Source organism: Pseudomonas sp. 3JA (assembly GCF_036961705.1).
GTDB classification, from domain to species: domain Bacteria; phylum Pseudomonadota; class Gammaproteobacteria; order Pseudomonadales; family Pseudomonadaceae; genus Aquipseudomonas; species Aquipseudomonas fluorescens_Q.
On record NZ_JBAMDJ010000009.1, the window covers coordinates 177,556 to 204,089 of the forward strand.

Sequence of the window (26,534 nt, forward strand, 5' to 3'; positions counted from 1 at the left end):
ACTTGCAGTCGGTGCAGATCGAAGGCTTCGCGGTATTTGTCCCGAGGCAAACACATCCATTCGGGGCCGAAGACCCTCACGACAACTGGATAAAAAAAGGCCCTGGTTTTCACCAGGGCCTTTTGTACCACGGTATTGGCTGTTAACGCGGCAGCTTGAGGTTGTTCCATACCGCCAGGCTGGCTTCGGCCTGGTTCAGGGTATAGAAGTGCAGCCCCGGGGCTCCACCTTGCAACAATCGCTCGCACATTTGCGTGATGACTTCCTCGCCGAAGCTTTGGATGCTCGACGTGTCGTCACCATAAGCTTCCAGTTGCTTGCGGATCCAGCGTGGGATTTCTGCACCGCAGGCGTCGGAGAAGCGCGCCAGCTTGCTGTAGTTGGTGATCGGCATGATCCCCGGTACCACAGGAATGTCGACGCCCAACTTGCGTATGCGCTCGACGAAGTAGAAATAACTGTCGGCGTTGAAGAAGTACTGGGTGATCGCGCTGTTGGCGCCAGCATTGGCCTTGCGGACGAAGTTGCGCAAATCGTCTTCGAAATTGCGCGCCTGGGGGTGCATTTCCGGGTATGCCGCGACTTCGATATGGAAGTGCTCGCCAGTTTCTTCGCGAATGAACTCAACCAGGTCATTGGCGTGGCGCAGCTCGCCGCTGGCCATGCCCATGCCTGACGGCAGGTCGCCGCGCAGGGCAACGATGCGCTTGATGCCAGCGGCCTTGTACTGGGTCAGCAGGCTTCGCAGGTCGTCCTTGCTGTCACCCACGCAAGACAGGTGAGGGGCGGCCGGGACTTTGACTTCGCTTTCAAGCTGCAACACGGTGTTCAGGGTGCGGTCACGGGTCGAGCCGCCGGCGCCATAGGTGCAGGAGAAGAAGTCGGGGTTGTAGCTGGCCAGCTGACGGGCAGTGGCGATCAGTTTTTCATGCCCAGCATCGGTCTTCGTGGGGAAGAACTCGAAGCTGTAGCGACGGTCTTGGGACATGGTCATATCCTTGGAAACTCGTAGGCCGGTAAGGCTTGCATATCCCTAGTGGGGGCGGGCTTATGTGGGAGCGAGCCTGCTCGCGATTAGCATCACCTCGGTCTGACAGTCAGATCGAGGTGTCTGCATCGCGAGCAGGCTCGCTCCCACAAAAGAGCTCGCTCCCACAGGGGAGCAGCGCCGATCAGTAGCGGTAGGCGTGCGGCTTGAACGGACCTTCGACGGTCACGCCGATGTAGTCAGCTTGCTGCTTGGTCAGCTTGGTGACCACGCCGCCGAAACCACGGACCATTTCCAGGGCTACTTCTTCGTCGAGTTTCTTGGGCAGTACTTCCACGGTCAGGCGCTCGGCTTTCTGGGCGGGCGACAGGTCGGCGTATTTCTGGCCGAACAGGAAGATCTGGGCCAGGACCTGGTTGGCGAACGAACCGTCCATGATGCGGCTTGGGTGGCCGGTGGCGTTGCCCAGGTTGACCAGGCGGCCTTCGGCCAGCAGGATCAGGTAGTCATCGTTCTGCGGGTCGAAGCTGCCGGTGCCGGTGCGGTGCACCTTGTGGACCTGTGGCTTCACTTCTTCCCATGCCCAGTTCTTGCGCATGAAAGCAGTGTCGATTTCATTGTCGAAGTGGCCGATGTTGCAGACCACGGCGCGCTTCTTCAGGGCCTTGAGCATGTTGGCATCACAGACATTGACGTTGCCGGTGGTGGTCACGATCAGGTCGATCTTGCCCAGCAGTGCTTTGTCGATGCTGGCTTCGGTGCTGTCGTTGATCCCGTCGATGAATGGCGAAACCAGCTCGAAACCGTCCATGCAGGCTTGCATGGCGCAGATCGGGTCGACTTCCGACACCTTGACGATCATGCCTTCCTGACGCAGGGACTGGGCCGAACCCTTGCCTACGTCACCGTAGCCGATCACCAGCGCCTGCTTGCCCGACAACAGGTGGTCGGTGCCGCGCTTGATGGCGTCGTTGAGGCTGTGACGGCAGCCGTATTTGTTATCGTTCTTGCTCTTGGTCACCGAGTCGTTGACGTTGATGGCCGGGATTTTCAGCTCGCCCTTGGCCAGCATGTCCAGCAGGCGGTGGACGCCGGTGGTGGTTTCTTCGGTCACGCCGTGGACGTTTTCCAGCACGGCCGGGTATTTCTTGTGCAGCAGCTCGGTCAGGTCGCCGCCGTCGTCGAGGATCATGTTGGTGGCCCATGGCTGGCCATCCTTGAGGATGGTTTGCTCCAGGCACCATTCGTACTCTTGCTCAGTCTCGCCTTTCCAGGCGAATACCGGGATGCCGGCAGCGGCAATGGCGGCAGCGGCCTGGTCCTGGGTCGAGAAAATGTTGCAGGACGACCAACGCACTTCGGCACCCAGGGCAATCAGGGTCTCGATCAGCACGGCGGTCTGGATGGTCATGTGGATGCAGCCGAGGATCTTCGCGCCCTTGAGCGGTTGCTCGCCGGCATACTTGCGACGCAGGCCCATCAGGGCTGGCATTTCGGATTCGGCGATGATGATTTCGCGACGGCCCCAGGCAGCCAGGGACATATCGGCGACTTTGTAATCGGTAAAAGCGGCAGGCGTGATAACAGCGCTCATGAAGAGCCTCCATTCGTAATGTATGCGAATGGGCGCCGTTGTGCGTTTAGTGTCCGTGCGGGGAGCCCCCGTACAAACAACGCCCCATCCGAGCCTGACAGGTCGAGCCTGCTGCAGCGCCCCTCGGACAGGTGGCGGGAACGGTCCAAAGTGTGGACCGGGTAAAGCGGGGGCGATTATAACGGGCTAATCGGATCTTCCAAAAGGGTTTCTGTCGACAAATCAAAATTGCCGATGACCGTTATAGGGCCCGCGACGTAGAGCCAGGCGGCCCGGTCTGCCATGATGCAGGCATTCATCGGCCAGACGCTCAGGAGTGATCATGAATTTCCACACCCGCAAATGGGTCAAGCCCGAAGACCTCAACCCCAACGGCACGCTGTTCGGGGGCAGCCTGTTGCGCTGGATCGACGAGGAGGCGGCGATCTACGCCATCGTCCAGCTGGGTAACCAGCGCGTGGTCACCAAGTACATCTCGGAAATCAATTTCGTCAGCGCTTCGCGCCAGGGCGACATCATCGAGCTGGGCATCACCGCCACCGAGTTTGGCCGTACTTCCATTACCCTGACCTGCGAGGTGCGCAACAAAATCACCCGCAAGAGCATCCTGACCGTGGAGAAGATGGTCTTCGTCAACCTCGGCGAAGACGGCTTGCCGGCGCCTCACGGACGGACCGAGATCAAGTACGTCAAGGATCAGTTCAAGGATGCTGTCGTCGAGTGAGATCGATGGCGGTTTCAGGCCCAGGTGACTGAACAGCGCCGAACGCCGCGTGTCGTAGGTACATCACGCCACCGGTTCAGGAGCTGTATGGACACCCATGAAGAAGGCAAGACCCCTGACCTTTCGGCCCAGGAGCAACACGAAGTCGACCGCAACCAGCCGCCACGGGCTGCGGTGCTGCATGAAATCATCCGCACCCAGGGCAATCAGGAATTGGAGCGCAGTATCGCCGCGCTCTGGTGGTCGGCCCTGGCGGCTGGGTTGACCATGGGCCTGTCGCTGATGGCGATGGGCTTGCTCAACTCCCGGTTGCCGGACCACGAAGGCTTCAAGGTGATCGCCAGTTTCGGTTACTGCGCCGGCTTTCTCGCGGTGATCCTCGCCCGCCAGCAGTTGTTCACCGAAAACACCCTGACCGCCGTGCTGCCGATCATGAGCAAACCCACCCTGGGCAACTTCGGTCGGCTGTTGCGGCTCTGGGGCGTGGTGCTGGTGGGCAACCTGTGTGGCACCTTGCTGGTGGCCTACGTGATGCTGCACCTGCCGATTTTCGACCCGCGCACCGACCAGGCCTTCCTGGAGATCGGCCGCAAGGTCATGGAGAACGACACTGGCCAGATGTTCGCCAAGGGCATCATTTCCGGCTGGATGATCGCCACCATGGTCTGGATGATCCCATCCATGGAAAGCGCCAAGATGTGGATCATCACTCTGATTACTTACCTGATGGCGCTGGGGGATTTCACCCACATCGTCGTCGGCTCGGCCGAGGTGTCGTATCTGGTCTTTGCCGGGCAGTTGTCGTGGGAGGACTTCTGGATGGTGTTCGCCGGACCGACGTTGGCGGGGAATATCATCGGTGGTAGCTTTATTTTTGCGCTGATCAGCCATGCGCAGATTCGTAGTGAAGTAGGACCACCCAAAGGCAAGCCGTTAGATCCGGTAAAACAGCGCAACGACTCGGAATGAACGGGAGCCTGATCGCGGGCTCCCGGCGTGTGTGGGCCGTCAGTGGATCAATCTTTCGCGCAGATCATTGATGGTGGTTGATTTGGGGTTGGACAATCCCGTAGAGCGCGACTTGTATTTGTGGATGACCCGCAGGAGTACGTTGTTGAACGCGTATTTGTTTTGTACATCCTTTAGATCGTGAATGGCGCGACTCAACAGTGTGATGTTCGAGCCAGGCTGGCCGCCGCGAAAGAGCGAGCGGTACAGCACGTGTTGCACGACGTTAGCGGCACGGGTGGCGATGTCCCGTCTATTCATTTCCTCGACGGCCTGGCGGATCACCTGGGGGGTATGAGCGGATGCGCGGATTTCCCTGCGAGCCGCGGCCTGCAGGTGCTGGATGAGGTCCTGATCATTTCCGAGGTTCAGTTTCTCTACGGCTCGGCGAGCTGCGTCAGAAGCTTCGCGATCCCAACGAACAGCAGCCTGAAGCAAGTACATGAAATCCGGATCGTTGTCGTGAGTGATGCGTTTCGCCAGCCACTCCACCTTGTCGAGAGTATCCGCCACGACGTCGAGGTTCAGAATGGCGTTGCGTAGCTCCGGGGTCGGCTCAAGGCCGGAGGGCTTGATCGCGACTTTCAGTTCCGACAGTGCTGTCAGCGCAGCCTGTCTGAAGGCTTTCACCTCGGCATAGGTTTCGTTGCCTTCCAACTGCGCACCTAACTGGATGAACAGCTTGTCATTCAATGCCAGCAGGGCGGCGTCGTGCGAAGGGAAGTGATGGGTTTTTCGTGCGGCGCCACGCTTGTCCAAATGTTTCAAGGTCTCCTTGCGCAACTCTTCCTGAAGATAGTCCTTGCTCTCCTCGGATATGTCGAAGGCGAGTGTTCCCCTGAGCATTCCACGGCGATCGCCTTCCTCGGTGTTCAGTGGCACGGTGACGGTCTGCTCCTCGAAATCTTCCATTCGTTTGGCATCGTGGGCAGAGCTCGCCGCATGAGGGGCTCCAAGGAACCAGTCGGCCAAGGCCGATAGACCTGTGCCGTGCGTGCTTTCCTTGGCGGGTACCGACTCGAATACGAGAATCAACGACTCCTCATCCGGTATCGGGCTCATGCTGGTCACGGGGTCGTCGAGTCCGTGGATCGGTGTGTTGCGCAGGATACCGCCATCGGCAAATGCCGTGACCTCATCGATGCCTTCATCGCTGCCTTCCTCCTTCCTTTCTTGGAACGGCAGCCCTTGCTCGGTCGGTTTGCTGAATACGATCGGCAGCGCTGCGGAGATATGCGCAGCCTTGGCGATGTCCATGTCGGGGGTGAGCTTCGCACTGAAAACCACCCGTTGCGCGCCTTCCTTGAACATGGCGGTGCCGGTGATCTCCAGGGCCTTGATCTCCTTGACCTCCTTGCTCAGGATCTCCAGGTCGCGGAAGGTGACATAATTGCGCGTCTGCACATTGGCAATAGCCTCTTGCGCTAACTGGGTAAGCCCTGTCTTGTTTTTACACAACGCCAGGAACGCCGCACAGGATTCTTCCCTGATCAGCTTTTCCAGCTCCGTACCTTTGGTACCCAGGCGTGGCAATAGATCGCAAAGCAGTTGCACCATGGGGAGGGCTTTCATGTTCTTGCCCATCCGCGACCACTCTCTCTGCTCGGCTTGAACGTCAGGCTTATCACTGTCGAGCAATTGAATAAGGGAAATATCGTCAGAGATCCGGTCGAAGCCCTTATGGTTCATTCCGCTGGCCAGCAGAGCGGCCGATAGGCCCCCTGCGGAGGATCCTGAAATCGTATGGATAGACTTCATGATACCCGTGGCTTCGAGTGCCTCGATGGCGCCGGAGAAGGCGGCTCCCTTGACGCCACCCCCACTCATGGCCAATCGACCGATAGGGGGGCGACCAATAATGAGTACGACACCATCGTCATGTTCGACGATGGTTATCGACTGTTCAGTCGCGCCGCGTACCAGTACGCGTGGGTTTTTCAGGTTCGCTAGTACGTTGTTCTCGCAATCGAAGTCGCGACCGTCATATACATTGTCGACGACTTCTGGCGATGTCTGGATGGGCTTCTGACCGGTAGGGAAAGAAAGGACGATCGGGGATATGGGCATTCAGGTTCGTTCCTTGTACCTAGGGCGGAGGCGCGAACTGTAAACAAAACCTGAAGGCAGATTGCGTCATTACTCAATTGGAAAAACATCAGCCGTCCGCGAACGGCGCTCGCATGATTTCGAAACGAGCGCTCTGGAATGGGCTTTTTGGCGGGCAGGTAAAACAGCCCGCACGGATCTGGGTTGAGACCCTACTGAACGTGCCGCCCTTTCATCGAGGTGCTGGGGCAAATTTCCTACATGCTCAGACAGCGATTGCCGCCAAGCGTCGTTGTCGATGAATAAAGAACAAGGCCGTCATTACCGTGAGGCCGCCGACAGCGGCCCCCGTCCACGGCAAGTCCGCCAAGTCAGCCCCACTGGCCACCACCAACCCACCGATCCATGCCCCGGCCGCGTTGCCGAGGTTGAAGGCGCTCTGGTTCAGGGTCGAGCCGAGGTTCGGCGCCTCATAGGCCTGGTCGATGATCAGCAATTGCAGGATCGGGCACAGGGCGAAGGCGAAGATGCCCCACAACACCAGGGTGATCGCCGCCGGAATCACCGACTGGCTGGTCTGGCTGAACGCGGCGAGCACCAGCACCACAGCCAGGGCCATGCCCACCAGCGAGGGCAGCAGGCGGCGGTCGGCCAGGCGTCCGCCGAGGAAGCTGCCCGCCGTCAGGCCGACCCCGAACAACAGCAGCATGACGGTGATGCCATGGGGGCTGACGCCGGTAATGTCTTGCAGGATCGGCGCGATGTAGGTGAATACGCTGAACAGGCTGGTGGAGGCCAGCACGCTCATGCCCAGGGCCAGCAATACGTTGGCCTTGCCCAGGACCTTGAATTCGCTGGCCAGGTTGGCTTTGTCCATGGGGATGTCCTTGGGCAGCCAGACCCATTGGGCAATGGCTGCGATCACCCCGATCACCGACACCGCCCAGAAGGTCGAGCGCCAGCCGGCGTATTGGCCCAAGGCTGTGCCCAGCGGTACGCCCAGCACATTGGCCAGGGTCAGGCCGGTGAACATCATCGCAATCGCCTGGGCCCGTTTGTTCGGCGCCACCAATCCGGCCGCCACCACCGAACCGATGCCAAAGAAGGCGCCGTGACACAGCGCGGTGATGACCCGGGCGGCCATCAGCGTGGCGTAGTTCGGCGCCAGGGCGCAGAGCACGTTGCCGAGGATGAACATCAGGGTCATGCCCAGCAGCGTGGCCTTGCGTGGCATGTTGGCGGTGCCAATCGCCAGGATCGGCGCACCGAACACCACGCCCAGGGCGTAGCCAGTGATCAGCAGCCCGGCCTGGGGAATGCTCACGGCCAGGTCACGGGCGACATCGGGCAACAGGCCCATGATGACGAATTCAGTCGTGCCGATGCCGAAAGCGGCGACGGCCAAAGCAAGCAAGGCGAGTGGCATGCGCAGGGTCTCTGTCTGTAGTCTTGACGCTCTGATCAGGCATACGCATGCCGGCGTCCTGGTTCGAACGAACAGGACAGCAGCAGAATTATTGGAATAGGCTTATGCGCAACTGAGTGCGGCGTGGTCGCTAGCAGTATAAACGGCTGCCGATGGATGGCGAATCAATTCTCTGAATGGATAAGGAGCGTGCCGTGCTTGCAACGGCCTTGGTGTTGGTAGCGGCGCTGTTGCATGCGGCATGGAATACGCTGATCAAGTTCAGCGGCGAGCGTTTGCTGGTGGTGGCTTGCATGGACAGCGTTGCGTTGCTGTTCGTCGCCTTGGCCCTGGGCTTCGTGGCACTGCCGCCGTTGGCGATCTGGCCGTGGATCCTGGCTTCGGCGGCGTTCGAGCTGCTGTATCGCTATTTGCTGATCCAGGCGTATCGGGTCGGCGACCTGGGGTTGGTCTATCCGCTGATGCGCGGCCTGTCGCCGCTGGTGGTGCTGGCCCTGACTTTCATCTTTGCCGGTGAAGCGCTGACGACCCAGCAAATCTTCGGCATCCTGCTGATCCCGTTCGGCATGCTCTGCCTGTTATGGCAGGGCGGTGGCGGGGCGCGGTTGCCCTGGTCGATGCTGCCGGTGGTGGCGCTGATCGGCCTGTGCATCGGTTGCTACACCTTCATTGACGGCCATGCCTTGCGACGCTGGTCCCATCCGCTGGATTACCTGGTCTGGGTCACGCTGCTCAGCGCCTGGCCATTCCCGTTGCTGGCGTTGGTGGGCAAGCGGCCGGCGTTCATGCGGTTCTGGCGTGAGCAGTGGCGGCTGGGATTGGCGGTCGGATTCTGCGTGTTATTCAGCTACGCTCTGGTGCTGTGGGCCATGCAGCTGGGGTCGATTGCCGAAGCGGCGGCCCTGCGGGAGATCAGCGTGATCCTGGTGGTGCTGTTCGGCATGCGTTACTTGAAAGAACCTTTTGGTTTGCCGCGGCTCTTAGCCTGCGGGCTGGTGTTGGTTGGCATGCTGGTGATGAAGTTCTGACCGGCGCCCGAACTCGCGATTTTCTATAAAACTCAAAGAAGGAACTGCGTCAATGACGGTTGCCCTGTGGTGTATTTTGATTGCCTTTCTCCTGCCTTACCTGTGCGTCGCCATTGCCAAGATTGGTGGAAGATACAGGCTGGCAGATAACCACGACCCTCGGGACTTTCTGGACACACTCGAAGGCGCTCCCCGGCGGGCATACGCGGCGCAACTGAACAGCTTTGAAATCAGCCCGTTTTTTGCCGCCGCCGTGATCGTCGCGCACCTGGCCGGCAATGCCGAGCTGGTGACCATCAATGTGCTGGCGGTGCTGTTCATCACCAGTCGCCTGCTCTACATCATTTGCTATCTGGCTGACTGGGCGATTCTGCGTTCGCTGGTGTGGTTCGTGGGGGTGGGGTTGGTGTTGAGTTTCTTCTTCGTTTCGGTCTGAATCTGGCGGCGGAATCCCGGAGTCGGTGCTGGCCCCATCGCGAGCAAGCTGGCGATGGGGCCGACACAGTCAGCCCATTCCCTAGGGATTGGCGGTAACCGTATTCGCCACCTGTGGCACTTGCGGCAACGCCATGCCCTTGGGCCAGAACATCCAGATCTGCCCCTGTTGCTTCATGTCCCCGGCCAGTTGTCCGGCCGCCTCGCCTGTGCCCCAGAACAAGTCCGCCCGCACTTCGCCGGCAATTGCACCGCCAGTGTCCTGGGCGGCGACGGGCCGGTTCAGTGCGCTGCCGTCGGGTCGGGTGGTGGATAACCAGAGCAGGCTGCCTAGCGGAATTACCTTGCGGTCCACCGCCACGCTGTAGCCGGCTGTCAGCGGTACATTCAGCGAGCCTCGCGGTCCTTCGTTGCTGTCGGGGTTACGGTTGAAGAACACGTAGCTGGGGTTGCTGCCCAGCAATTCGGGAATACGGTTCGGGTGGGCCTTGGCCCAGGCACTGATGGCGCCCATGGTCACGTCTTCTTTCTTCAGCTCGCCCTGTTCAACCAGCCAGCGCCCGATGGGACGGTAAGGGTGGCCGTTCTGGTCGGCATAACCGATGCGCAGCTGGCGGCCATCGGCGAGTCGAATGCGTCCCGAACCCTGGATTTGCAGGAATTGCAGGTTCATGGGGTCGGTCAGCCAGGCGATGATCGGTGCCTTGACTCCGTTGGTTTCGATGGTGGCCGCGTCGTCGTATGGCTTGAGCACGCGGCCTTCGAGGCGGCCACGCAGGCGTTTGCCCTTGAGTTCAGGGTAAATGCTGTCCAGCGACACAATGATCATGTCCTCCGGCACACCGTAGACAGGGATATTCGCCGTGGCGGTCTGGGTGAGGCTGCCGGGGTAGACCGGCTCGTAGTAGCCGGTAATCAGGCCATTGGGGCTGTTGTCCCCCGAGCGCAGGCCATAGACGTCCAGGTTCTGTTTCAGGAAATTGCGTACATCCTGTGCGGTTTGCGGCACATTGGCCGCTGCCGCGCAGGTCGGCCCCCAGTTCGCGTCGGCCTTGAGCCGGGTGCAAGCGCTGCGCCAGGAGCCGAACCCGGCCAGCAGGTCTTCATCGGACACCGCCGGCAAGGCCTCCCACGGTACGCTGACATAGGTGGCGAGGGCGTGGGTCTGAGGTTCTTCGACCTTTTCGCCGCGATTACAACCGGCCAACAGTGCGATCAGCGGTAGGGCCAGTGCCAGGCCTTTGTGCCAGGTCTTGATGCGGCTGTTCATGAATATTTCCTTTGCAGTCATTCGAACGCTGCCAGGCGCTCGTACAACCCGTATTGTTGATAAGGCCATTGGTCTTTACCGATGACCCGAGGATACTAACCGCCGTTTCCTGCCCCGAGGCCAAGATGTTTGTAAAACGATTTTCCATGGCAGTGCTGGCTTGCCTGATGTTGTCCGCCTGTGGCGGCGTCGATCCCAATTCTCCCCTTGGCCAGCGCAAGGCGATCTTCAAGCAGATGCTCAAGACCAACGAAGAATTGGGCGGCATGTTGCGTGGCCGGGTCCCGTTCGATGGCCCACGATTTGCCGAAGGCGCGGCGCAACTGGATCAACTCTCCCATGAGCCGTGGAAACATTTCCCGCAAGTGCGTGAGCAAGACCACACCAGCGCCCGGGATGAAGTCTGGCAAAAGCAGGCGCGTTTCCAGGAAATGGCCCGCCACCTTGAAGCCGCCACCGGTGAGTTGGTGACCGCCAGCAACGTTCAACCCTACAAGGCCAGTTACTTGGGGCCGGCGGTGCAAAAGGTCGAGGATGCGTGCAGCGCCTGCCATAAAGAGTTTCGCGATCATTGAATGAAAGCAGCTGCGAGCTTCAAGCTTCAAGCTTCAAGCGGCAAGCTCAAAGCTCCACACTTGCAGCTTGCAGCTGCTACTGATCCAACTCATCCACCGCTTCCTGCAGTTCCTTGCGGGAGGCTGCCAGCTTGTCCTTGCGTTTGTTGATCCGCTCGGCATCGCCTTTCTTCATGGCCTTTTCCAGGTCGGCCTGACGCCGACTGACCTCGTGCTTGGCATCGAGCACCTTGTTTTCACGCTCCTTACGCAAGGACGCATCGGTGCAATGGCTGGTGACTTCGTCCAGCGCCGTTTCCAGGCCTGCCTGCTGGTCCTGGTTGCCACGGGACTTGGCCAGTTCGATCTGGTTGATGATGCCCTGGCGCTTGGCCGCGCAACCGGTGAGCTCCGGGGTTTGCTCGTCCGCCATCAAGGGGGCGGCCATGGCACTGCATAAGACGAGCAGGGCAACGGGGGACAGGAAATTCATAGCAACTCCGTAAAAAATCTCGAGCGGTCGGTACAGATGCGCTGTTGGAACGCATGCTTGCCCCTTGGGTTCAACCGCACAGGGCCCGGATTAAAAACCGTCGACCCCGGCAGTGCGTAATACGTCACTCAAGGCCTGCACCTGCGGGTCGCGAAAAAATGCGCTCAGTTGCGCGGCGCGTCCCGGTCCGATGCCGGCCTCCGCTTGCCATTGTTCGGTACTGCGCTCGGCCAGCACCTGCCACGGCCCTTCCAGCCGGGCCTCACCAGCGGGCGGCAGGCCCAGGGCCTTGAGCCATTGCGCGAAAGGGCGTTGCCGGGCGCTGTGCAGGCTGGCGAGCAGGCGGGTGCTGCTGTGTTCGCCGAAGCCGGCAATATTAGCAAGCTCGGCGGCATCGAGGGTCATCCAATCCAGCAATCCGTCGAGTCGTCCGGCGGCCAGCAGCTTTTCCCAGGTGCCCGGGCCGACGTGGGGCAGGGCAAGCCCTTGTTTGCCACTGAGCCAGCCCAGTCGTGCGAGGAACTGGCTTTCACAGCCGGCTGTCGGTTGCCAGCAACTCAAGAAGTGATAGTCGGTTTGCGCAGGGACGTTGAGGTCCTGCCGCTCGGCGCTGCGCAGCACGACGCTGTCGAGTCGTGGGATGGTCAGCCCGGCCAGGCTGATAGCGACCCGGTCGCCGGGACGAATGTCCATTTCCTTCCAGCGCTTGAGGGAACTGACGCTTACCCGGCGAATCCACCGGTCGTCGAGCCGGATACGTTCAAGCTCCAGTACGGGCGTGATGCGTCCGGTACGACCGACCTTGAAGTGCACCTTGCGCACTTCGGCCAGCGCTTGGGCAAACGGGTATTTCCAGGCCACGCTCCAGAACGGCGCCCTGGCCTGCCAGCGGTCGGCGGGTGGGCGGCGGCTCTGGTGCAGGACGATCCCGTCGCTGGCAAATGGCAGCGGTGTGCGGTACCAATGGTCGCGCCAGTGCTCGGCATCGGCCAGAACCTGGACAGGCCGGTTGTAATGGAGCGTGTCAGCGAAGCCCAGTTCATTCAGCGCGGCCATCCGTTCTGGCAGGGTGGCCGGCCCTTCAGGCCAGTCCCAGACAAACAGGCCAATGTCCGCCGCCTCCTGCGCCGTCATGTTCGTGCGCGCCATCAGGCCCGCCACGGTCCCCCGGGCGTTGAGGCTACCGCTGCTGGCCTGGACGTGGGTGAGCAAGCGCCAATACAACTCGCCTTGGACGACCAGGTCCAGAGGCTGGCGCAGCCGTTGTGGGATGGCGCCGATCTTGCGCGCATTCGGGGTCCAGTCGTGCCCTTGCACGCCATCGCCGCGGCTGATTGCCTGATGCAGGCGACCCTTGCGATAGACCAGGGTTACCGCCACGCCATCGACTTTCGGTTGTGCCCAGACGTCCTTGCGACCCCGCAACCAAGCCCCCACGGCGTCGGCGTCCTTAAGCTTTTCCAGGCCGGTGTGGACCACGGGGTGCGGTATCTTCCCGCCCGCTGAGCGCAGCGGATCGTCGGGCGCTGCGAGGTTGAAGCAGTGGCGCCATTGGCCCAACTCTGTGCGGGATTGATCATACAGTTCATCGGCCACCAGCGATTGGCCGAGGCGGTGATAGCTGTCGTCCCAGGTGTCGATTTGCTGTTGCAGCGCGGCGATCTCGGCCTGGGCGCGTTCAGTGGGCCAATCGGGGCAGGGCGCGGCGAGCGCAGGAATGGCAATGAAGACAATACAGGCGAGTGCATACAAAAACGGTGGCATCGAAGCATCCTTGCTTGGTTGAGTACTGAAGGCTAGCCACCGTCCCGGAAGTTGCGAGGCCCGGAGCGTTACCGGATTTTGCAGGGCCTGGTGGCAAAATCGCGGCGGTACAGTGCGAGGCGATTTAGCCGCGCAACTGTGCCTTGTCCTCGTCAACGGCCGGCGCAGAATGGACCTTCGATTCGCCGCTGCCTGGAATGCTCCCGATGGAACTGTCGACGCTCGCTGTTTTCATCCCGGCCTGCTTTGCGCTGAACATGGCGCCGGGGCCGAACAACCTGCTGTCCATCAGCAACGCCTCGCGTTATGGCTTCGTCCGGGCGTGCAGTGGCGGCATTGGTCGATTGCTGGCATTTGCGATCATGATCGCCCTGGCAGCGGTGGGGCTTACCGCTGTGCTGCACACCTCGGAGTTGCTGTTCCTGGGGATCAAGCTCGTCGGTGCCGGTTACCTGTTCTATTTGGCGGTGCAATTGTGGCGGGCCCAGCCCGAGGCCGGCAGCGAAGCCATGGTTGCGTCGATGAGCCGGGCCGGCCTGGCGCGCCAGGAGTTCCTGGTGGCGATCGGCAATCCGAAGGCGATCCTGTTGTTTACCGCGTTCCTGCCGCAATTCGTCGACCGCGCGGGCACCGTCACCCAACAATTCGCCGTGCTGGGTGGTTTGTTCCTGGCACTGGAGTGCATCGCCATCGGCTTGTATTGCTACATGGGCATTTACGCGCGACGGCTATTCGCCCGGCCCAGTGGCAAGCGCCTGTTCAATCGGATGTGTGCGGGGCTGTTGGCCAGTGCGGCTTCGTTTTTGTTGGTGGCACGCAGGACCTAACTTCACTGAGGGTCCCCTGTGGCGAGGGAGCTTGCTCCCGCTGGGTTGCGAAGCAACCCCAACTAACCACCCAGGCAACCCAATACTCCTGAGGGTTGCAGGGGGGCGCTTCGCACCCCAGCGGGAGCAAGCTCCCTCGCCACAGGGTTATCTTTTGGCACAAAAAAAGCCCCTGGCGACCCAGTCGCCAGGGGCTTTTTCTTTACACGCCGGTCTTACAGGCCGGCAGCGGCGCGCAGGGCGTCGGCGCGGTCGGTTTTTTCCCAAGTGAACGTGGTGAAGGTGTCGTCACCCACGGTCTTGGTCTGCGGCGTACGACCGAAGTGGCCATAGGCGGCAGTGTCCTGGTACATCGGGTGCAGCAGGTCGAGCATGGTGGTGATGGCGTATGGACGCAGGTCGAACACTTCACGGACCAGGTTGATGATCTTGTCATCACCGATCTTGCCGGTGCCGAAGGTATTCAGCGAGATCGACGTAGGCTGGGCCACGCCAATGGCGTAGGACACCTGGATCTCGCAGCGCTCGGCCAGGCCGGCGGCGACGATGTTCTTGGCGACATAACGGCCGGCGTAGGCCGCCGAGCGGTCAACCTTCGATGGGTCCTTGCCGGAGAACGCGCCGCCGCCGTGACGGGCCATGCCGCCGTAGCTGTCGACGATGATCTTGCGACCGGTCAGGCCGCAGTCGCCCACCGGGCCGCCGATGATGAACTGGCCAGTCGGGTTGATGTGGAACTGGGTGTCCTTGGACAGCAACTCGGCAGGCAGCACGTGCTTGACGATCAGCTCCATCACGCCTTCGCGCAGGTCTTTGTAGGACACGTCAGGGTTGTGCTGGGTCGACAGGACCACGGCGTCGATACCGACCACTTTGCCGCCTTCGTAACGGCAGGTCACCTGGGACTTGGCGTCCGGGCGCAGCCAAGGCAGCAGGCCGGATTTGCGGGCCTCGGCCTGACGCTGGACCAACTGGTGCGAGAAAGTGATCGGGGCCGGCATCAGCACGTCGGTCTCGTTGCTGGCGTAGCCGAACATCAGGCCCTGGTCGCCGGCGCCCTGGTCTTCAGGCTTGGCCCGATCAACGCCTTGGTTGATGTCGGGAGACTGCTTGCCAATGATGTTCATCACGCCACAGGTCGCGCCGTCGAAGCCGACGTCGGAGCTGTTGTAGCCAATGCCGAGGATCACGTCGCGGACGATCTGTTCCAGGTCGACCCAGGCCGAAGTGGTGACTTCGCCGGCGATGATCGCCACGCCCGTTTTCACCAGAGTCTCGCACGCCACGCGGGCGAACTTGTCTTCAGCAATGATGGCGTCCAGCACCGCATCAGAAATCTGGTCGGCGATTTTGTCCGGATGCCCTTCAGACACGGACTCGGAGGTGAAAAGGGAGTATTCGCTCATCTCGATGTTTTCCTACAAGTTACCGTTGGTGAGTGTCGCCAGTCGGCCGCTGAAAGTGGCGAACCTGGATCTGGAAACCATTGCGTAAGCCTACATAGAGGCTTTCCCCGGGCACGAGGCCCGCAGCGGTGGCCCAGCGGGCCAGGTCGTCCTGTTCGAATCCGAGCCAGAGATCGCCACAGGCCTCCCTGGCCCAGCTCTGGTTGTGACTGCATAACTCCGTCACCAGCAGGCTGCCGCCCGGTTGCAGCAGGCCGGCCATGTGCCTGAGTGCATCGGCCGGCGCGGCGAAATGATGCAGCACCATGTTCAATACCACGCAGTCGGCCTGCAAGCTCATGCCATCCAGTGCATCGGCCAGTTGCAGGCTGACATTAGCCAGGGTCTCGCGTTCACACACCTGGCGCGCCAGTTCAAGCATGGCCGGGCTGTTGTCCAGCGCCGTCACCTGGCTGAAACGCTGCGCCAGTTCCGGCAGGAAAGCACCATCACCGGGGCCGACTTCGATCGCCGTGGCCGTGGCTTCGAAGCTTAGTTTGTCGAGCAGTGCCACGACGCTTTCGCGGTATTGCGGCAGACCGGCGATCAGGTCTTGCTGGGCGCGAAATTTCTCGGCGACCCGGGCGAAAAAGTCCTGGCTGGCGGCGGCCCGTTGCCCGTGTACCTGGGCGATGCGAGCCTGCACGTCCGTCGGCAGGTTCAGCGTGTCCACTTCGTCCAGCAGCGCGGCGTGCAGCTTGCCGCCCAGCAGGTCGGTGTGGGGCAGGGCGCGGCGATAGAAAATGGCGTTGCCTTCCCGGCGGGTCGCCACCAGGTCCGCCTGGGCCAAGACCTTGAGGTGGTGGCTCATGCCGGACTGGCCGATGCCGAAGATCTGCGCCAGTTCCAGCACGCCGAACGAGTCGTTGGCCAGGGCGCGCAATACATTGAGCCGCAACGGATCGCCGCCGGCCTTGCAAAGGGCCGCCAGCTCATCGCAGTCGTCATGGCGAATGGAAGGCGCAGGTAAGTTCATAGTGCGGCAGTCTGTTTCATAGTGGGGCAGTCTAGTGAGGGGTTTGGATCACCGCAAGTTCAATATCAAAAAGTTTTGATATTGCTGGATAAATGGCACTTCCCAGCCTGTGCTTGACTCTACAAGCCATCAGCGGAAAGGTTTCACCTGGTGAATGCGACTTTATCTGCCGGAAAAACGCCCAAGGATGACTATCTGTCATTGCCCCGGGGCGGGTGGGTGAGGGAAAATGCTCGCCTTTTTTCAGTTCCATTTTATTCATTCTCGATTCAATACCCGCAGGAGAACAGCGATGCCCAGCCGTCGTGAGCGTGCCAATGCCATTCGTGCCCTCAGCATGGATGCCGTGCAGAAAGCCAACAGCGGCCATCCCGGTGCCCCCATGGGTATGGCGGATATCGCCGAGGTGCTTTGGCGCGACTACCTCAAGCACAGCCCGAGCAACCCAGCCTTCGCCGACCGTGACCGTTTCGTACTGTCCAACGGTCACGGCTCGATGTTGATCTACTCGCTGCTGCACTTGACCGGCTACGACCTGTCGATCGATGACCTGAAAAACTTCCGTCAACTGCACAGCCGCACCCCGGGCCACCCGGAATACGGCTACACCCCAGGCGTGGAAACCACCACCGGTCCATTGGGCCAGGGCTTGGCCAACGCCGTGGGTTTTGCATTGGCAGAAAAAGTCCTGGCGGCGCAATTCAACCGTCCCGGCCATAACGTCGTCGATCACCACACCTACGTATTCCTGGGTGATGGCTGCATGATGGAAGGCATTTCCCACGAAGTCGCCTCCCTGGCCGGCACCCTGGGCCTGGACAAGCTGATTGCTTTCTACGACGACAACGGCATCTCCATCGACGGCGAGGTCGAAGGCTGGTTCACCGACGACACCCCCAAGCGCTTCGAAGCCTACAACTGGCTGGTGATCCGCAACGTCGACGGCCACGACCCGGAAGAGATCAAGACCGCCATCGAGACGGCCCGCAAAAGCGCCCAGCCGACCCTGATCTGCTGCAAGACCACCATCGGTTTCGGCTCGCCGAACAAGCAAGGCAAGGAAGACTGCCACGGCGCGCCATTGGGTGCCGAGGAAATCGCCCTGACCCGTGCCGCGTTGAAGTGGAACCATGGCCCGTTCGAAATCCCGGCCGACATTTACGCCGAATGGGATGCCAAGGAAAAAGGTCGCGCGGTCGAAGCCGAATGGGATCAGCGTTTCGCCGCGTATTCCGCCGAATTCCCTGAACTGGCCAATGAACTGGTGCGTCGCCTCAGCGGCGAGCTGCCGGCCGACTTCGCCGAAAAAGCCTCGGCGTACATCGCTGAAGTCGCCGCCAAGGGCGAAACCATCGCCAGCCGCAAGGCCAGCCAGAACACCCTGAACGCCTTCGGCCCGTTGCTGCCAGAACTGCTGGGCGGTTCGGCCGACCTGGCCGGTTCCAACCTGACCCTGTGGAAAGGCTGCAAAGGCGTCAGCGCTGAAGATGCCAGCGGCAACTACATGTACTACGGCGTTCGCGAGTTCGGCATGAGCGCGATCATGAACGGCGTGGCGCTGCACGGCGGCCTGGTGCCTTACGGCGCGACCTTCCTGATGTTCATGGAATACGCCCGCAACGCCGTGCGCATGTCGGCGCTGATGAAAAAACGCGTCCTGTATGTGTTCACTCACGACTCCATCGGCCTGGGTGAAGACGGCCCGACTCACCAGCCGATCGAGCAACTGGCGAGCCTGCGTTGCACGCCGAACCTGGATACCTGGCGCCCATGCGATGCCGTGGAATCGGCGGTGGCCTGGAAATACGCGATCGAGCGTAACGACGGCCCGTCGGCGCTGATCTTCTCCCGCCAGAACCTGCAGCACCAGAACCGTGATGCCGACCAGATCGGCGACATCGCTCGTGGCGGCTATGTGCTCAAGGACTGCATCGGCGAGCCTGAGCTGATCCTGATCGCCACCGGTTCCGAAGTCGGCCTGGCCGTCCAGGCCTACGACAAGCTGACCGGGCAGGGCCGCAACGTGCGCGTGGTGTCCATGCCTTGCACCAGTGTGTTCGATGCCCAGGATGCCGGCTACAAGCAAGCGGTGTTGCCGCTGCAGGTCAGTGCACGGATCGCCATCGAGGCTGCCCATGCCGATTACTGGTACAAATACGTGGGCCTGGAAGGTCGCGTGATTGGCATGACCACTTACGGCGAATCGGCGCCTGCGCCAGCGCTGTTCGAGGAATTCGGTTTCACCCTGGAAAACATCCTGGGTCAGGCTGAAGAGTTGCTGGAAGACTGATCCGCAAACAGGTTGTCTGTTCTGCCGCCATCGCGAGCAAGCTCGCTCCCACAAGGATTTTCACCGATCCTGTGGGAGCGAGCTTGCTCGCGATAGCGGTGGCTCAGACGAACTGCCTCAATGGATTCAACTAGGTCAGAGAACCCCATGCCCCAACCGCGTCCCTACAAAGTTGCACTCAACGGCTACGGCCGGATTGGTCGTTGCGTCTTGCGTGCGTTGTTCGAGCGAGGGGCCAAGGCCGGGTTCGAGATTGTGGCCATCAACGATCTGGCCGACATGGCCAGCATCGAATACCTGACACGCTTTGACTCCACCCACGGCCGGTTTCCCGGCGAAGTGCGGGTCGAGGGCGATTGTCTGCATATTAACGGCGACTGCGTGAAGGTCTTGCGCAGTGCCACCCCCGAAGGCATCGATTGGGCGTCCCTGGACGTCGATCTGGTGCTCGAGTGCTCTGGCGCCTACCACACCCGCGAAGACGGCCAGCGTTTTCTCGCTGCCGGCGCGCCACGGGTGTTGTTCTCCCAGCCGATGGCCAGCGAAGCGGACGTGGACGCGACCATTGTCTACGGCGTGAACCAGGATTGCCTGACCGGCGACGAACTGCTGGTGTCCAACGCGTCCTGCACCACCAACTGCGGCGTGCCGCTGTTGCGCCTGCTGGACCAGGCCATTGGCCTGGAATACGTGTCGATCACCACCATTCACTCGGCGATGAACGACCAGCCGGTGATCGACGCCTACCACCATGAGGACTTGCGCCGCACCCGTTCGGCGTTTCAATCGGTGATTCCGGTGTCCACTGGTCTGGCGCGAGGCATTGAACGGCTGCTGCCGGAACTTGCGGGGCGAATTCAGGCCAAAGCCGTGCGGGTGCCGACGGTCAACGTGTCCTGCCTCGACATTACGATGCAGACCGTGAGCGATACCGACGCCACCGAGGTCAACCGGATCCTGCGCGAAGCCGCCACCAGCGGTCCGCTCAAAGGCCTTCTGGCTTACACCGAGTTGCCTCATGCCAGTTGTGATTTTAACCATGACCCGCATTCGGCCATCGTCGATGCCAGCCAGACCCGTGTTTCCGGGCCTCGGCTTGTGAACATCCTGGCCTGGTTCGACAACGAATGGGGGTTTGCCAACCGAATGCTGGATGTTGCCGAGCATTACCTGCAAACCGCTTCAAAAAAACCTGCTCTCTAAACAGTTACCCAGGAATTGCGACCCATGACCGTGTTGAAGATGTCCGACCTCGATCTGCAAGGTAAGCGCGTACTGATCCGCGAAGACCTCAACGTCCCCGTCAAGGACGGTGTTGTCACCAGCGACGCGCGTATCCTGGCTTCGCTGCCGACCATCAAGCTGGCCCTGGAAAAAGGCGCGGCCGTGATGGTCTGCTCCCACCTGGGCCGTCCGACCGAAGGTGAGTTCTCGGCGGAAAACAGCCTCAAGCCTGTGGCCGATTACCTGAGCCGTGCCTTGGGCCGCGATGTGCCATTGGTGGCTGACTATCTGGGCGGCGTGGACGTGAAGGCCGGCGATGTCGTGCTGTTCGAAAACGTGCGCTTCAACAAGGGCGAGAAAAAGAACGCCGACGAACTGGCCCAGCAATACGCCGCCCTGTGCGACGTGTTCGTGATGGACGCCTTTGGCACCGCCCACCGCGCCGAGGGTTCGACCCATGGCGTGGCGAAGTTCGCCAAAATCGCCGCAGCAGGCCCGTTGCTGGCTGCTGAACTGGACGCACTGGGCAAGGCCCTGGGCTCCCCGGCCCAGCCGATGGCCGCCATCGTTGCCGGCTCCAAGGTCTCCACCAAGCTGGACGTGCTCAACAGCCTGAGCCAGGTCTGCAACCAGTTGATCGTCGGTGGCGGCATCGCCAACACCTTCCTCGCCGCTGCGGGTCACCCGGTCGGCAAATCCCTGTACGAACCGGACCTGCTGGACACCGCTCGGGAAATCGCCGCCAAGGTCAGCGTACCGTTGCCAGTGGACGTGGTCGTGGCCAAGGAATTCGCAGAAAGCGCCACCGCCACCGTCAAGCTGATCGATGACGTAGCCGAGGACGACATGATCCTCGACATCGGCCCGCAAACCGCAGCCAACTTCGCTGAACTGTTGAAGTCTTCCAAAACCATCCTGTGGAACGGCCCGGTCGGCGTGTTCGAGTTCGACCAGTTCGGCAACGGCACCAAGGTGCTGGCCCAGGCTATCGCCGACAGCGCTGCGTTCTCCATCGCAGGTGGCGGCGACACCCTGGCGGCCATCGACAAATATGGCGTGGCCGAGCAGATCTCCTACATTTCTACGGGCGGCGGCGCATTCCTCGAGTTCGTCGAAGGCAAAGTGTTGCCAGCCGTGGAAGTCCTGGAAAGCCGGGCCAAGGCCTGAAGCTGCGTTGACCAGGCAAAGGAGTGTTCTGATGGTCAAGACGATCCCGTTGCTGTTGGCGGCGACGATGCTGGTGGCCTGCTCAAGCGGCCCGCAGGCTCCGGCCCCGCAACCCGGCACGCCGGCGCCTGAAGATGGCTGTTACCAGGCTGACTGGCAGGCCGAGACCAACCCGGTGCTGAACAAGCGTTCCGGGCCGGATGGTCTGGACAAATACGAGACGCAAACCCCGACCAAGGAACATGGCTGTCCTTGACGGGTCTGACTCTTAACTCATGGCTGGCGGCGTGTGCCGTCAGTCGAGGAACACGGATGAAAGGCTTGATCGCCGTCGTGGCGTTGGTATTGCTGGGCGGTTGTGCGCAGTTGGACTTTTTACACTCGTCCGAACCTGTTGAAGGTTGGACGACCTGGACCTGTGACAGCGAGGCCAAAGTGCTCTGGCGCTACGCCGACACCGCCCACAAGGAAGTCGATGTACGCCTGGGCAGTGCCGATAAGGTTTATCGCCTCAAGCTTGAACCGGGTGCTGAAGGTTCACTGTACAGCGATGACATGCTGGCGTTTCACGTCAAGGGTGAGGAAGGCCTGGTGTATTGGGTCGCCACCAATGACTTGATTGGGCGGGGTTGCAAGGCCAATTGATCCACGGAGACCCAATGTGGGAGCGGGCCTCTATAGTTTTGAGATTTTGTTTCACCGAACACGCAGGCCGGGGCCGACCCCCGATCCGCAATGACTTGAATAGCCGCCGCCGCTCCGGCAGGCTGGCACGATTAACGACCCTCGACCGGGAGAGACACACTAATGGCACTTATCAGCATGCGTCAGATGCTGGACCACGCAGCCGAGTTCGGCTACGGCGTTCCAGCCTTTAACGTCAACAACCTTGAGCAGATGCGCGCCATCATGGAAGCCGCTGACAAGACTGACTCTCCGGTGATCGTCCAGGCTTCGGCCGGCGCCCGTAAATATGCCGGTGCGCCATTCCTGCGTCACCTGATCCTGGCGGCGATCGAGGAATTCCCGCACATCCCGGTGTGCATGCACCAGGACCACGGCACCAGCCCTGACGTCTGCCAGCGCTCCATCCAGCTGGGCTTCAGCTCGGTCATGATGGACGGCTCCCTGGGCGAAGACGGCAAGACCCCGACCGATTACGAATACAACGTGCGCGTCACCCAGCAAACCGTGGCCATGGCCCACGCTTGCGGCGTTTCCGTGGAAGGTGAACTGGGTTGCCTGGGCTCGCTGGAAACCGGCATGGCCGGTGAAGAAGACGGCATCGGTGCCGAAGGCGTGCTGGACCACAGCCAGATGCTGACCGACCCGGAAGAGGCTGCGGACTTCGTCAAGAAGACCCAGGTCGACGCCTTGGCCATCGCCATCGGCACCAGCCACGGCGCCTACAAATTCACCAAGCCACCTACCGGCGACGTACTGGCCATCGACCGCATCAAGGAAATCCACAAGCGCATCCCCAACACTCACCTGGTGATGCACGGTTCGTCCTCGGTACCGCAGGAGTGGCTGGCGATCATCAACCAGTACGGCGGCGACATCAAAGAAACCTACGGCGTGCCGGTTGAGGAAATTGTCGAAGGCATCAAGTATGGCGTGCGTAAGGTCAACATCGACACCGACCTGCGCCTGGCCTCTACCGGTGCCATGCGTCGTTTGATGGCGACCAACCCGAGTGAGTTTGATCCGCGTAAGTTCTTTGGCGCTACTGTGACGGCCATGCGTGATGTGTGCATTGCGCGGTATGAGGCGTTTGGGACGGCGGGGAATGCTTCGAAGATCAAGCCGATTTCGTTGGAAGCGATGTATCAGCGGTATTTGAAGGGTGAGTTGAACGCTAAGGTCAACTGACTTTCAGGTGTCAGAAAAAACCCGCAGTGATGCGGGTTTTTTTGTTTTGTATTTGTGTGTAAATCCCCTTTGACCCTACACAGAATCTACTGCACGTTAATCGTCCAGTTCACATTGCAAAGCGACTTCAAAGTCCTGCCCCCCATAAAAAACGCCCAAGATGGAAACCTGCTCGGCATCAACGACAAAGGCAATCACGGTCCGCTTGCGGTAGTTTGTGATACGCAGCCCAGGGCGTATGTCGTCCCTCTGGTTGCCTCGGTGCGGGAACGTCCGTAGTTCTTCGCAATAGGTCACGATGGCGTTGGTATACCGCTGCGCGGTTTCTGGCGAAGACGCCGTGGCAATGTAGCTATATAGCGCAGCTAACTGCTCAAGGGCTTCCGGGACAAAATCAACGCTATACGCCATTACGATTTGATAGTGGCATTCTGGTGCTCCGCCGCCAATCGGGAGCGCACTTCATCGACGCTCAGCGCGCGTGAGGGGTCAGCTTTCAATGCATCATAAGCGGGGGCTACTTGGCCTACGAGCCAGTTTTCCAAAGCGCGATCACGGGCCAGCAGCGCCCGGAGGCCATCACGAATGACTTCGCTTTCAGTGGCGTATTCACCGGCAGCAACCTTGGCTTTCACCACGTCGGCCATCTGCTTAGGCAGAGTTATGCTGAGCTGTTGAGTGCTACGCATGATGGGCTTCCTGAATAAGATAGGATTTAATCCTACTCTGCTCTGGAGAATATGCACATGACTTCCTGAGTCAGCGATGACTGTAGGCGGACGATAGGCGAGCCCGCTCGCGTTAATAGTGCGTCAGCCAACAGCTCTTCCTGCTGCGCCAACAGTATCGCGACTCCTCCCGCAGGTTTTTACTGTCCTTCGAGCCCTCGCTGTTCAATCACCCCAAAAACATCCGCCACATCTTGGACCATGATCCGGGCGATGTTGGTGATGGTGTTGATGTCGGTCTCGGCTGAATCGCGCAGTGTGGTGCAGGCCATGAGTGTCAGGTAGTCGAGGGTGGCGTGCAGGCGTTCGCTGGCGCAGGCGTGGAGTTCGGTCAGTGGGGCTGTTTTATCAATGAATAGGACGGGGTGGGTGGTGGCGGTTGGGGTGAGCGGGATGAAGTTGCTGGATGATTGATTTGTCGACATAAGGTTGAAGTCCTCGAAGAAAAAGAAATGCCATGTATTCCTCGATAGGGCTGCGAAACCCTCCGCTAACCAAAGCCAGCAGGTGAACCGAACTATAGAAGAGGATTTTTGACGCAACAACCGACCTGTAGGACGCCCACAACCCCCGTGGCGAGGGAGCTTGCTCCCGTTCGGTGGCGCAGCCGCCGTAAACCCTGGGTGTGGGGTTGGTCTGACGAAAAGAGGGGGCTGCTTCGCAGCCCAGCGGGGATAAATCCCCTCGCCACAAAGGGGGATTCCTACGAGATTTTCAGAAGCACAGGTTAAGCGTTGTGACCGTCCCCACAGGGTGAACGCGTTCCTCCTGTGGGAGCGAGCCTGCTCGCGAAGTCGGCAGCACATCCAGAATCTATCCAGATGATCCACCGCTTTCGGGAACAGTTTATCTAGCGCCATCCACATATGCTTTTGGAACAGCTTCGTATCCGGGAACAGGTTACATATCTGTCAACTTTGACAGTAGACCCCATTGCAACCGTGAGTAACGCTTAACACTCCGCTCGAAAGGTCATTCAACAGGTTGCAAGCCTAGGAGGATATGGCCATGAACAAGCGTGAACCTTTGCATCCCGGCAGTCCGTATGAAGCCTTCGCTAACCACGGTCTACTGGTTTTTCCGCCCCCAAGCGGTGTCGAGACCGAACGCTTCCCCGGTCCGGCCGTCCAGTTGCCGGATGGAAAGGTTTTCATGGCATTTATGGCTCCAGGCTTGCGGTTGGAACTATGGCGCTTCACGGCGGAGGGGGTGCCCGATCAAGGCTATGGAGATGGTGGTGGTTTGCAAATACTTGATTCGGGTTTCTTCAGTGTCACAGATGTCGCGATTCTGGCGGATGGCAAAGTTTTGCTCTACGGCTTGGACCGGGAGCAGACCGCCGTACGCTTGATGCGTGTCACATCGCAAGGCAAGCTCGATATTGGCTATGGTGACGGTGGCTTTGCCTGGGCACCGATACCCAGCGGCATGGTTACGACCACAAGGATCGCCCTTCTGCCCGATGGCGGGGTGATCGGCTCTGGCCATGGTTCATCATACTCAAGCGGAACATCGTGGCTCATGCGCTTCATTGTCAATGGTGAAATTGATCATTCATTCGGTGAGCAGGGCGTCGTACTTCTGGCACCAGTGGGTCTACGTGGGCCTCTGATTATCATGGAGAGTGGGCACATCCTCGCTACAGGTGTTATTGACGGGGGAAGAGCACTAGTCGCCAAGTACCGGTTCGATGGGAGCCCGGAGCCAACATTCGGAACTGGGGGGTATGTCACTTTTGTGCGTATTGACGAACGCCAATCGGTGCTACATGCCCTCGCGTTGCAGCCCGATGGAAAATTGGTAGTGGCCGGAAGAATTGGCATCGATGGGGTGCACACTACCGATGCTGTTGTTCTGCGCCTCAACAGCGATGGGACCCTGGATGGCACATTCAACGAGGGCCAACCGCTTTTGGCGATAGAGCGGGGCATCGACAGTGGAGAGGCAAGCGCTGTCGCCATTCAAGCAGACGGCAGAATCGTGATAGGCGGACAAACGGCGGGATTAGAAGCGGCGGTACTGTTTCGTTTGGAGAAGAGCGGTTCCGTTGACCACAGCTTCGGCTTGCCAAACTTCGACGCAAGCCCCGGGCACGTGGGCTGGATACACACTCTCGACGGCGGTGTTTTTGAGCGAGTCAGTCGTTTAGCACTGACCTCGGAAGGTCATCTCCTGGTGCTTGGAACCACTCGTTTATACGAAGTGCCATTCGAACGTCAGTACATCTCTAAATATTGGCTCTAGGAGCTGCCGCGGCTATGTAACGATGCGTCCGGATAACTCTCAACGGTTTGTGGTACCGCTTGCTCGCAAGGCGACGTTACAAACGACCCATACTTTTTGATCGTATCCGCATCCAATTCAACAACCGAGCTGTAGGACGCCAGCAGCCCCGTAAACATTGGGCATCGGGTAGGTCTGACGAAAAGAAGGGGCCGCTTCGCAGCCCAGCGGGAGCAAGCTCCCTCGCCACGGTGCGTGTTTTCCTACGAGATTTTCAGAAGGGCAGGTGCGCAGTATTTGCTGTCGCTGCGCCTGAGGGAATGGCAGATGCTGTGGTTGATCGGAGGGCAACCGGGAGGGACTGGCCGGCTGTCAGGCCGTCTCGCAAGCAGGCTCGCTCCCACAGTTGGGATCGGGTGCAACCGGTAGAGATTGGTCGGCTGTCAGGCCGC

Annotated in this window: 26 protein-coding genes and 1 riboswitch; of the genes, 13 read left to right on the plus strand and 13 right to left on the minus strand. The window is 60.3% G+C overall.

All coding sequences use genetic code 11. The features are described from left to right. Nucleotides 1–142: 142 nt before the first annotated feature. Together metF and ahcY are read right to left on the minus strand one after the other, a co-directional pair. Nucleotides 143–988 carry a methylenetetrahydrofolate reductase [NAD(P)H] gene (metF, locus tag V7773_RS09880; RefSeq protein WP_092150742.1) on the minus strand — a complete coding sequence of 282 codons (846 nt, stop codon included), beginning with the start codon at nt 986–988 and terminating at the stop codon, nt 143–145. 184 nt (nt 989–1,172) lie between these two features. Then, complete coding sequence (gene ahcY / locus V7773_RS09885) at nt 1,173–2,582, minus strand: adenosylhomocysteinase (RefSeq protein ID WP_336073231.1); 1,410 nt, start codon at nt 2,580–2,582, stop codon at nt 1,173–1,175. 23 nt (nt 2,583–2,605) lie between these two features. After that, nucleotides 2,606–2,713: riboswitch (S-adenosyl-L-homocysteine riboswitch) on the minus strand. 191 nt (nt 2,714–2,904) lie between these two features. Here ahcY and V7773_RS09890 point away from each other — a divergent pair. Beyond that, entirely contained in the window at nt 2,905–3,306 is a 402-nt protein-coding gene (locus tag V7773_RS09890) for an acyl-CoA thioesterase (protein ID WP_003206420.1), read from the plus strand. Between the two features lie 87 nt (nt 3,307–3,393). Then, nucleotides 3,394–4,275 (plus strand): formate/nitrite transporter family protein, encoded by an 882-nt coding sequence (locus V7773_RS09895; RefSeq protein ID WP_092345254.1) that lies wholly within the window; start codon nt 3,394–3,396, stop codon nt 4,273–4,275. Between the two features lie 39 nt (nt 4,276–4,314). Here V7773_RS09895 and V7773_RS09900 read toward each other — a convergent pair whose 3' ends face one another. Both V7773_RS09900 and V7773_RS09905 read right to left on the minus strand, forming a co-directional pair. Further along, nucleotides 4,315–6,381 carry a patatin-like phospholipase family protein gene (locus V7773_RS09900; RefSeq protein ID WP_336073233.1) on the minus strand — a complete coding sequence of 689 codons (2,067 nt, stop codon included), beginning with the start codon at nt 6,379–6,381 and terminating at the stop codon, nt 4,315–4,317. A 244-nt stretch (nt 6,382–6,625) separates the two neighbouring features. Continuing rightward, a complete protein-coding gene (locus V7773_RS09905) occupies nt 6,626–7,786 on the minus strand; it encodes an MFS transporter (RefSeq protein ID WP_336073234.1) in 1,161 nt (386 codons plus the stop codon). A 194-nt stretch (nt 7,787–7,980) separates the two neighbouring features. Between V7773_RS09905 and V7773_RS09910 the strand changes: the two genes are divergently transcribed. Both V7773_RS09910 and V7773_RS09915 read left to right on the plus strand, forming a co-directional pair. Beyond that, a complete protein-coding gene (locus V7773_RS09910) occupies nt 7,981–8,814 on the plus strand; it encodes an EamA family transporter (protein WP_063325210.1) in 834 nt (277 codons plus the stop codon). Nucleotides 8,815–8,866: 52 nt separating this feature from the next. Further along, complete coding sequence (locus V7773_RS09915) at nt 8,867–9,250, plus strand: MAPEG family protein (RefSeq protein ID WP_063323995.1); 384 nt, start codon at nt 8,867–8,869, stop codon at nt 9,248–9,250. Nucleotides 9,251–9,331: 81 nt separating this feature from the next. Here V7773_RS09915 and mltA read toward each other — a convergent pair whose 3' ends face one another. Then, nucleotides 9,332–10,519: a murein transglycosylase A gene (mltA, locus tag V7773_RS09920; RefSeq protein ID WP_336073237.1), complete on the minus strand. Its 1,188-nt coding sequence runs from the start codon at nt 10,517–10,519 to the stop codon at nt 9,332–9,334. A 125-nt stretch (nt 10,520–10,644) separates the two neighbouring features. Here mltA and V7773_RS09925 point away from each other — a divergent pair, with 125 nt between their 5' ends. Then, the gene (locus V7773_RS09925; RefSeq protein WP_063323997.1) at nt 10,645–11,094 is read left to right on the plus strand and encodes a c-type cytochrome; all 450 of its coding nucleotides are present in this window, start codon (nt 10,645–10,647) and stop codon (nt 11,092–11,094) included. Between the two features lie 76 nt (nt 11,095–11,170). Here the strand turns inward: V7773_RS09925 and V7773_RS09930 are convergent, their stop codons facing one another. Continuing rightward, entirely contained in the window at nt 11,171–11,566 is a 396-nt protein-coding gene (locus V7773_RS09930; RefSeq protein ID WP_063323998.1) for a DUF1090 domain-containing protein, read from the minus strand. Between the two features lie 90 nt (nt 11,567–11,656). Beyond that, entirely contained in the window at nt 11,657–13,330 is a 1,674-nt protein-coding gene (gene ligB, locus V7773_RS09935; RefSeq protein ID WP_336073238.1) for an NAD-dependent DNA ligase LigB, read from the minus strand. Nucleotides 13,331–13,536: 206 nt separating this feature from the next. On the opposite strand from ligB, the gene V7773_RS09940 reads away from it, so the two are divergent. Beyond that, nucleotides 13,537–14,157 (plus strand): LysE family translocator, encoded by a 621-nt coding sequence (locus V7773_RS09940; RefSeq protein WP_336073239.1) that lies wholly within the window; start codon nt 13,537–13,539, stop codon nt 14,155–14,157. 215 nt (nt 14,158–14,372) lie between these two features. On the opposite strand, the gene metK is transcribed toward V7773_RS09940, so the two are convergent. Genes metK through V7773_RS09955 form a run of 3 tightly spaced genes read right to left on the minus strand, consistent with a single transcriptional unit; the run spans nt 14,373 to nt 16,840 of the window. After that, nucleotides 14,373–15,563, minus strand: a complete 1,191-nt coding sequence (gene metK, locus V7773_RS09945; protein WP_003177547.1) for a methionine adenosyltransferase — start codon at nt 15,561–15,563, stop codon at nt 14,373–14,375. A gap of 19 nt (nt 15,564–15,582) precedes the next feature. Continuing rightward, nucleotides 15,583–16,578, minus strand: a complete 996-nt coding sequence (locus V7773_RS09950) for an ArsR/SmtB family transcription factor (RefSeq protein WP_063324001.1) — start codon at nt 16,576–16,578, stop codon at nt 15,583–15,585. A gap of 31 nt (nt 16,579–16,609) precedes the next feature. Beyond that, nucleotides 16,610–16,840: a hypothetical protein gene (locus tag V7773_RS09955; protein WP_139197653.1), complete on the minus strand. Its 231-nt coding sequence runs from the start codon at nt 16,838–16,840 to the stop codon at nt 16,610–16,612. A 30-nt stretch (nt 16,841–16,870) separates the two neighbouring features. Between V7773_RS09955 and tkt the strand changes: the two genes are divergently transcribed. The 6 genes from tkt (at nt 16,871) to fba (ending at nt 23,131) form a co-directional block, all read left to right on the plus strand. Then, nucleotides 16,871–18,868 (plus strand): transketolase, encoded by a 1,998-nt coding sequence (tkt, locus tag V7773_RS09960; protein ID WP_092221434.1) that lies wholly within the window; start codon nt 16,871–16,873, stop codon nt 18,866–18,868. A gap of 147 nt (nt 18,869–19,015) precedes the next feature. Continuing rightward, nucleotides 19,016–20,071, plus strand: coding sequence for an erythrose-4-phosphate dehydrogenase (gene epd / locus V7773_RS09965; protein ID WP_063324003.1), 1,056 nt, complete (start codon nt 19,016–19,018; stop codon nt 20,069–20,071). 24 nt (nt 20,072–20,095) lie between these two features. Beyond that, on the plus strand, nt 20,096–21,259 hold the full coding sequence (locus V7773_RS09970; RefSeq protein WP_336073240.1) for a phosphoglycerate kinase: 1,164 nt from the start codon (nt 20,096–20,098) through the stop codon (nt 21,257–21,259). A gap of 31 nt (nt 21,260–21,290) precedes the next feature. Then, complete coding sequence (locus tag V7773_RS09975; protein WP_336073241.1) at nt 21,291–21,515, plus strand: hypothetical protein; 225 nt, start codon at nt 21,291–21,293, stop codon at nt 21,513–21,515. Nucleotides 21,516–21,571: 56 nt separating this feature from the next. Next, nucleotides 21,572–21,904 carry an MliC family protein gene (locus tag V7773_RS09980; RefSeq protein WP_336073242.1) on the plus strand — a complete coding sequence of 111 codons (333 nt, stop codon included), beginning with the start codon at nt 21,572–21,574 and terminating at the stop codon, nt 21,902–21,904. A gap of 162 nt (nt 21,905–22,066) precedes the next feature. After that, entirely contained in the window at nt 22,067–23,131 is a 1,065-nt protein-coding gene (fba, locus tag V7773_RS09985; RefSeq protein ID WP_003177554.1) for a class II fructose-bisphosphate aldolase, read from the plus strand. Nucleotides 23,132–23,227: 96 nt separating this feature from the next. Here the strand turns inward: fba and V7773_RS09990 are convergent, their stop codons facing one another. From V7773_RS09990 to V7773_RS10000, 3 genes are all read right to left on the minus strand, one after another. Then, nucleotides 23,228–23,542: a type II toxin-antitoxin system RelE/ParE family toxin gene (locus V7773_RS09990; protein WP_092150769.1), complete on the minus strand. Its 315-nt coding sequence runs from the start codon at nt 23,540–23,542 to the stop codon at nt 23,228–23,230. Further along, on the minus strand, nt 23,542–23,820 hold the full coding sequence (locus tag V7773_RS09995) for a ribbon-helix-helix domain-containing protein (protein ID WP_092345262.1): 279 nt from the start codon (nt 23,818–23,820) through the stop codon (nt 23,542–23,544). Before V7773_RS09995 ends, V7773_RS09990 begins: the two co-directional genes overlap by 1 nt. Nucleotides 23,821–23,999: 179 nt before the next feature. Further along, nucleotides 24,000–24,284, minus strand: a complete 285-nt coding sequence (locus V7773_RS10000) for a fructose-bisphosphate aldolase (protein WP_092345264.1) — start codon at nt 24,282–24,284, stop codon at nt 24,000–24,002. Between the two features lie 583 nt (nt 24,285–24,867). Here V7773_RS10000 and V7773_RS10005 point away from each other — a divergent pair. After that, nucleotides 24,868–26,103, plus strand: a complete 1,236-nt coding sequence (locus V7773_RS10005; protein ID WP_336073246.1) for a hypothetical protein — start codon at nt 24,868–24,870, stop codon at nt 26,101–26,103. Nucleotides 26,104–26,534 lie beyond the last annotated feature (431 nt).

Bases quoted from the DNA above. Each gene is read 5' to 3' on its own strand.
- metF (WP_092150742.1), bottom strand. From the start codon at position 988: ATGTCCCAAGACCGTCGCTACAGCTTCGAGTTCTTCCCCACGAAGACC.
- ahcY (WP_336073231.1), bottom strand. From the start codon at position 2,582: ATGAGCGCTGTTATCACGCCTGCCGCTTTTACCGATTACAAAGTCGCC.
- V7773_RS09890 (WP_003206420.1), top strand. From the start codon at position 2,905: ATGAATTTCCACACCCGCAAATGGGTCAAGCCCGAAGACCTCAACCCC.
- V7773_RS09895 (WP_092345254.1), top strand. From the start codon at position 3,394: ATGGACACCCATGAAGAAGGCAAGACCCCTGACCTTTCGGCCCAGGAG.
- V7773_RS09900 (WP_336073233.1), bottom strand. From the start codon at position 6,381: ATGCCCATATCCCCGATCGTCCTTTCTTTCCCTACCGGTCAGAAGCCC.
- V7773_RS09905 (WP_336073234.1), bottom strand. From the start codon at position 7,786: ATGCCACTCGCCTTGCTTGCTTTGGCCGTCGCCGCTTTCGGCATCGGC.
- V7773_RS09915 (WP_063323995.1), top strand. From the start codon at position 8,867: ATGACGGTTGCCCTGTGGTGTATTTTGATTGCCTTTCTCCTGCCTTAC.
- mltA (WP_336073237.1), bottom strand. From the start codon at position 10,519: ATGAACAGCCGCATCAAGACCTGGCACAAAGGCCTGGCACTGGCCCTA.
- V7773_RS09925 (WP_063323997.1), top strand. From the start codon at position 10,645: ATGTTTGTAAAACGATTTTCCATGGCAGTGCTGGCTTGCCTGATGTTG.
- V7773_RS09930 (WP_063323998.1), bottom strand. From the start codon at position 11,566: ATGAATTTCCTGTCCCCCGTTGCCCTGCTCGTCTTATGCAGTGCCATG.
- ligB (WP_336073238.1), bottom strand. From the start codon at position 13,330: ATGCCACCGTTTTTGTATGCACTCGCCTGTATTGTCTTCATTGCCATT.
- V7773_RS09940 (WP_336073239.1), top strand. From the start codon at position 13,537: ATGGAACTGTCGACGCTCGCTGTTTTCATCCCGGCCTGCTTTGCGCTG.
- metK (WP_003177547.1), bottom strand. From the start codon at position 15,563: ATGAGCGAATACTCCCTTTTCACCTCCGAGTCCGTGTCTGAAGGGCAT.
- V7773_RS09950 (WP_063324001.1), bottom strand. From the start codon at position 16,578: ATGAACTTACCTGCGCCTTCCATTCGCCATGACGACTGCGATGAGCTG.
- V7773_RS09955 (WP_139197653.1), bottom strand. From the start codon at position 16,840: ATGAATAAAATGGAACTGAAAAAAGGCGAGCATTTTCCCTCACCCACC.
- tkt (WP_092221434.1), top strand. From the start codon at position 16,871: ATGCCCAGCCGTCGTGAGCGTGCCAATGCCATTCGTGCCCTCAGCATG.
- epd (WP_063324003.1), top strand. From the start codon at position 19,016: ATGCCCCAACCGCGTCCCTACAAAGTTGCACTCAACGGCTACGGCCGG.
- V7773_RS09970 (WP_336073240.1), top strand. From the start codon at position 20,096: ATGACCGTGTTGAAGATGTCCGACCTCGATCTGCAAGGTAAGCGCGTA.
- V7773_RS09975 (WP_336073241.1), top strand. From the start codon at position 21,291: ATGGTCAAGACGATCCCGTTGCTGTTGGCGGCGACGATGCTGGTGGCC.
- V7773_RS09980 (WP_336073242.1), top strand. From the start codon at position 21,572: ATGAAAGGCTTGATCGCCGTCGTGGCGTTGGTATTGCTGGGCGGTTGT.
- fba (WP_003177554.1), top strand. From the start codon at position 22,067: ATGGCACTTATCAGCATGCGTCAGATGCTGGACCACGCAGCCGAGTTC.
- V7773_RS09990 (WP_092150769.1), bottom strand. From the start codon at position 23,542: ATGGCGTATAGCGTTGATTTTGTCCCGGAAGCCCTTGAGCAGTTAGCT.
- V7773_RS09995 (WP_092345262.1), bottom strand. From the start codon at position 23,820: ATGCGTAGCACTCAACAGCTCAGCATAACTCTGCCTAAGCAGATGGCC.
- V7773_RS10000 (WP_092345264.1), bottom strand. From the start codon at position 24,284: ATGTCGACAAATCAATCATCCAGCAACTTCATCCCGCTCACCCCAACC.
- V7773_RS10005 (WP_336073246.1), top strand. From the start codon at position 24,868: ATGAACAAGCGTGAACCTTTGCATCCCGGCAGTCCGTATGAAGCCTTC.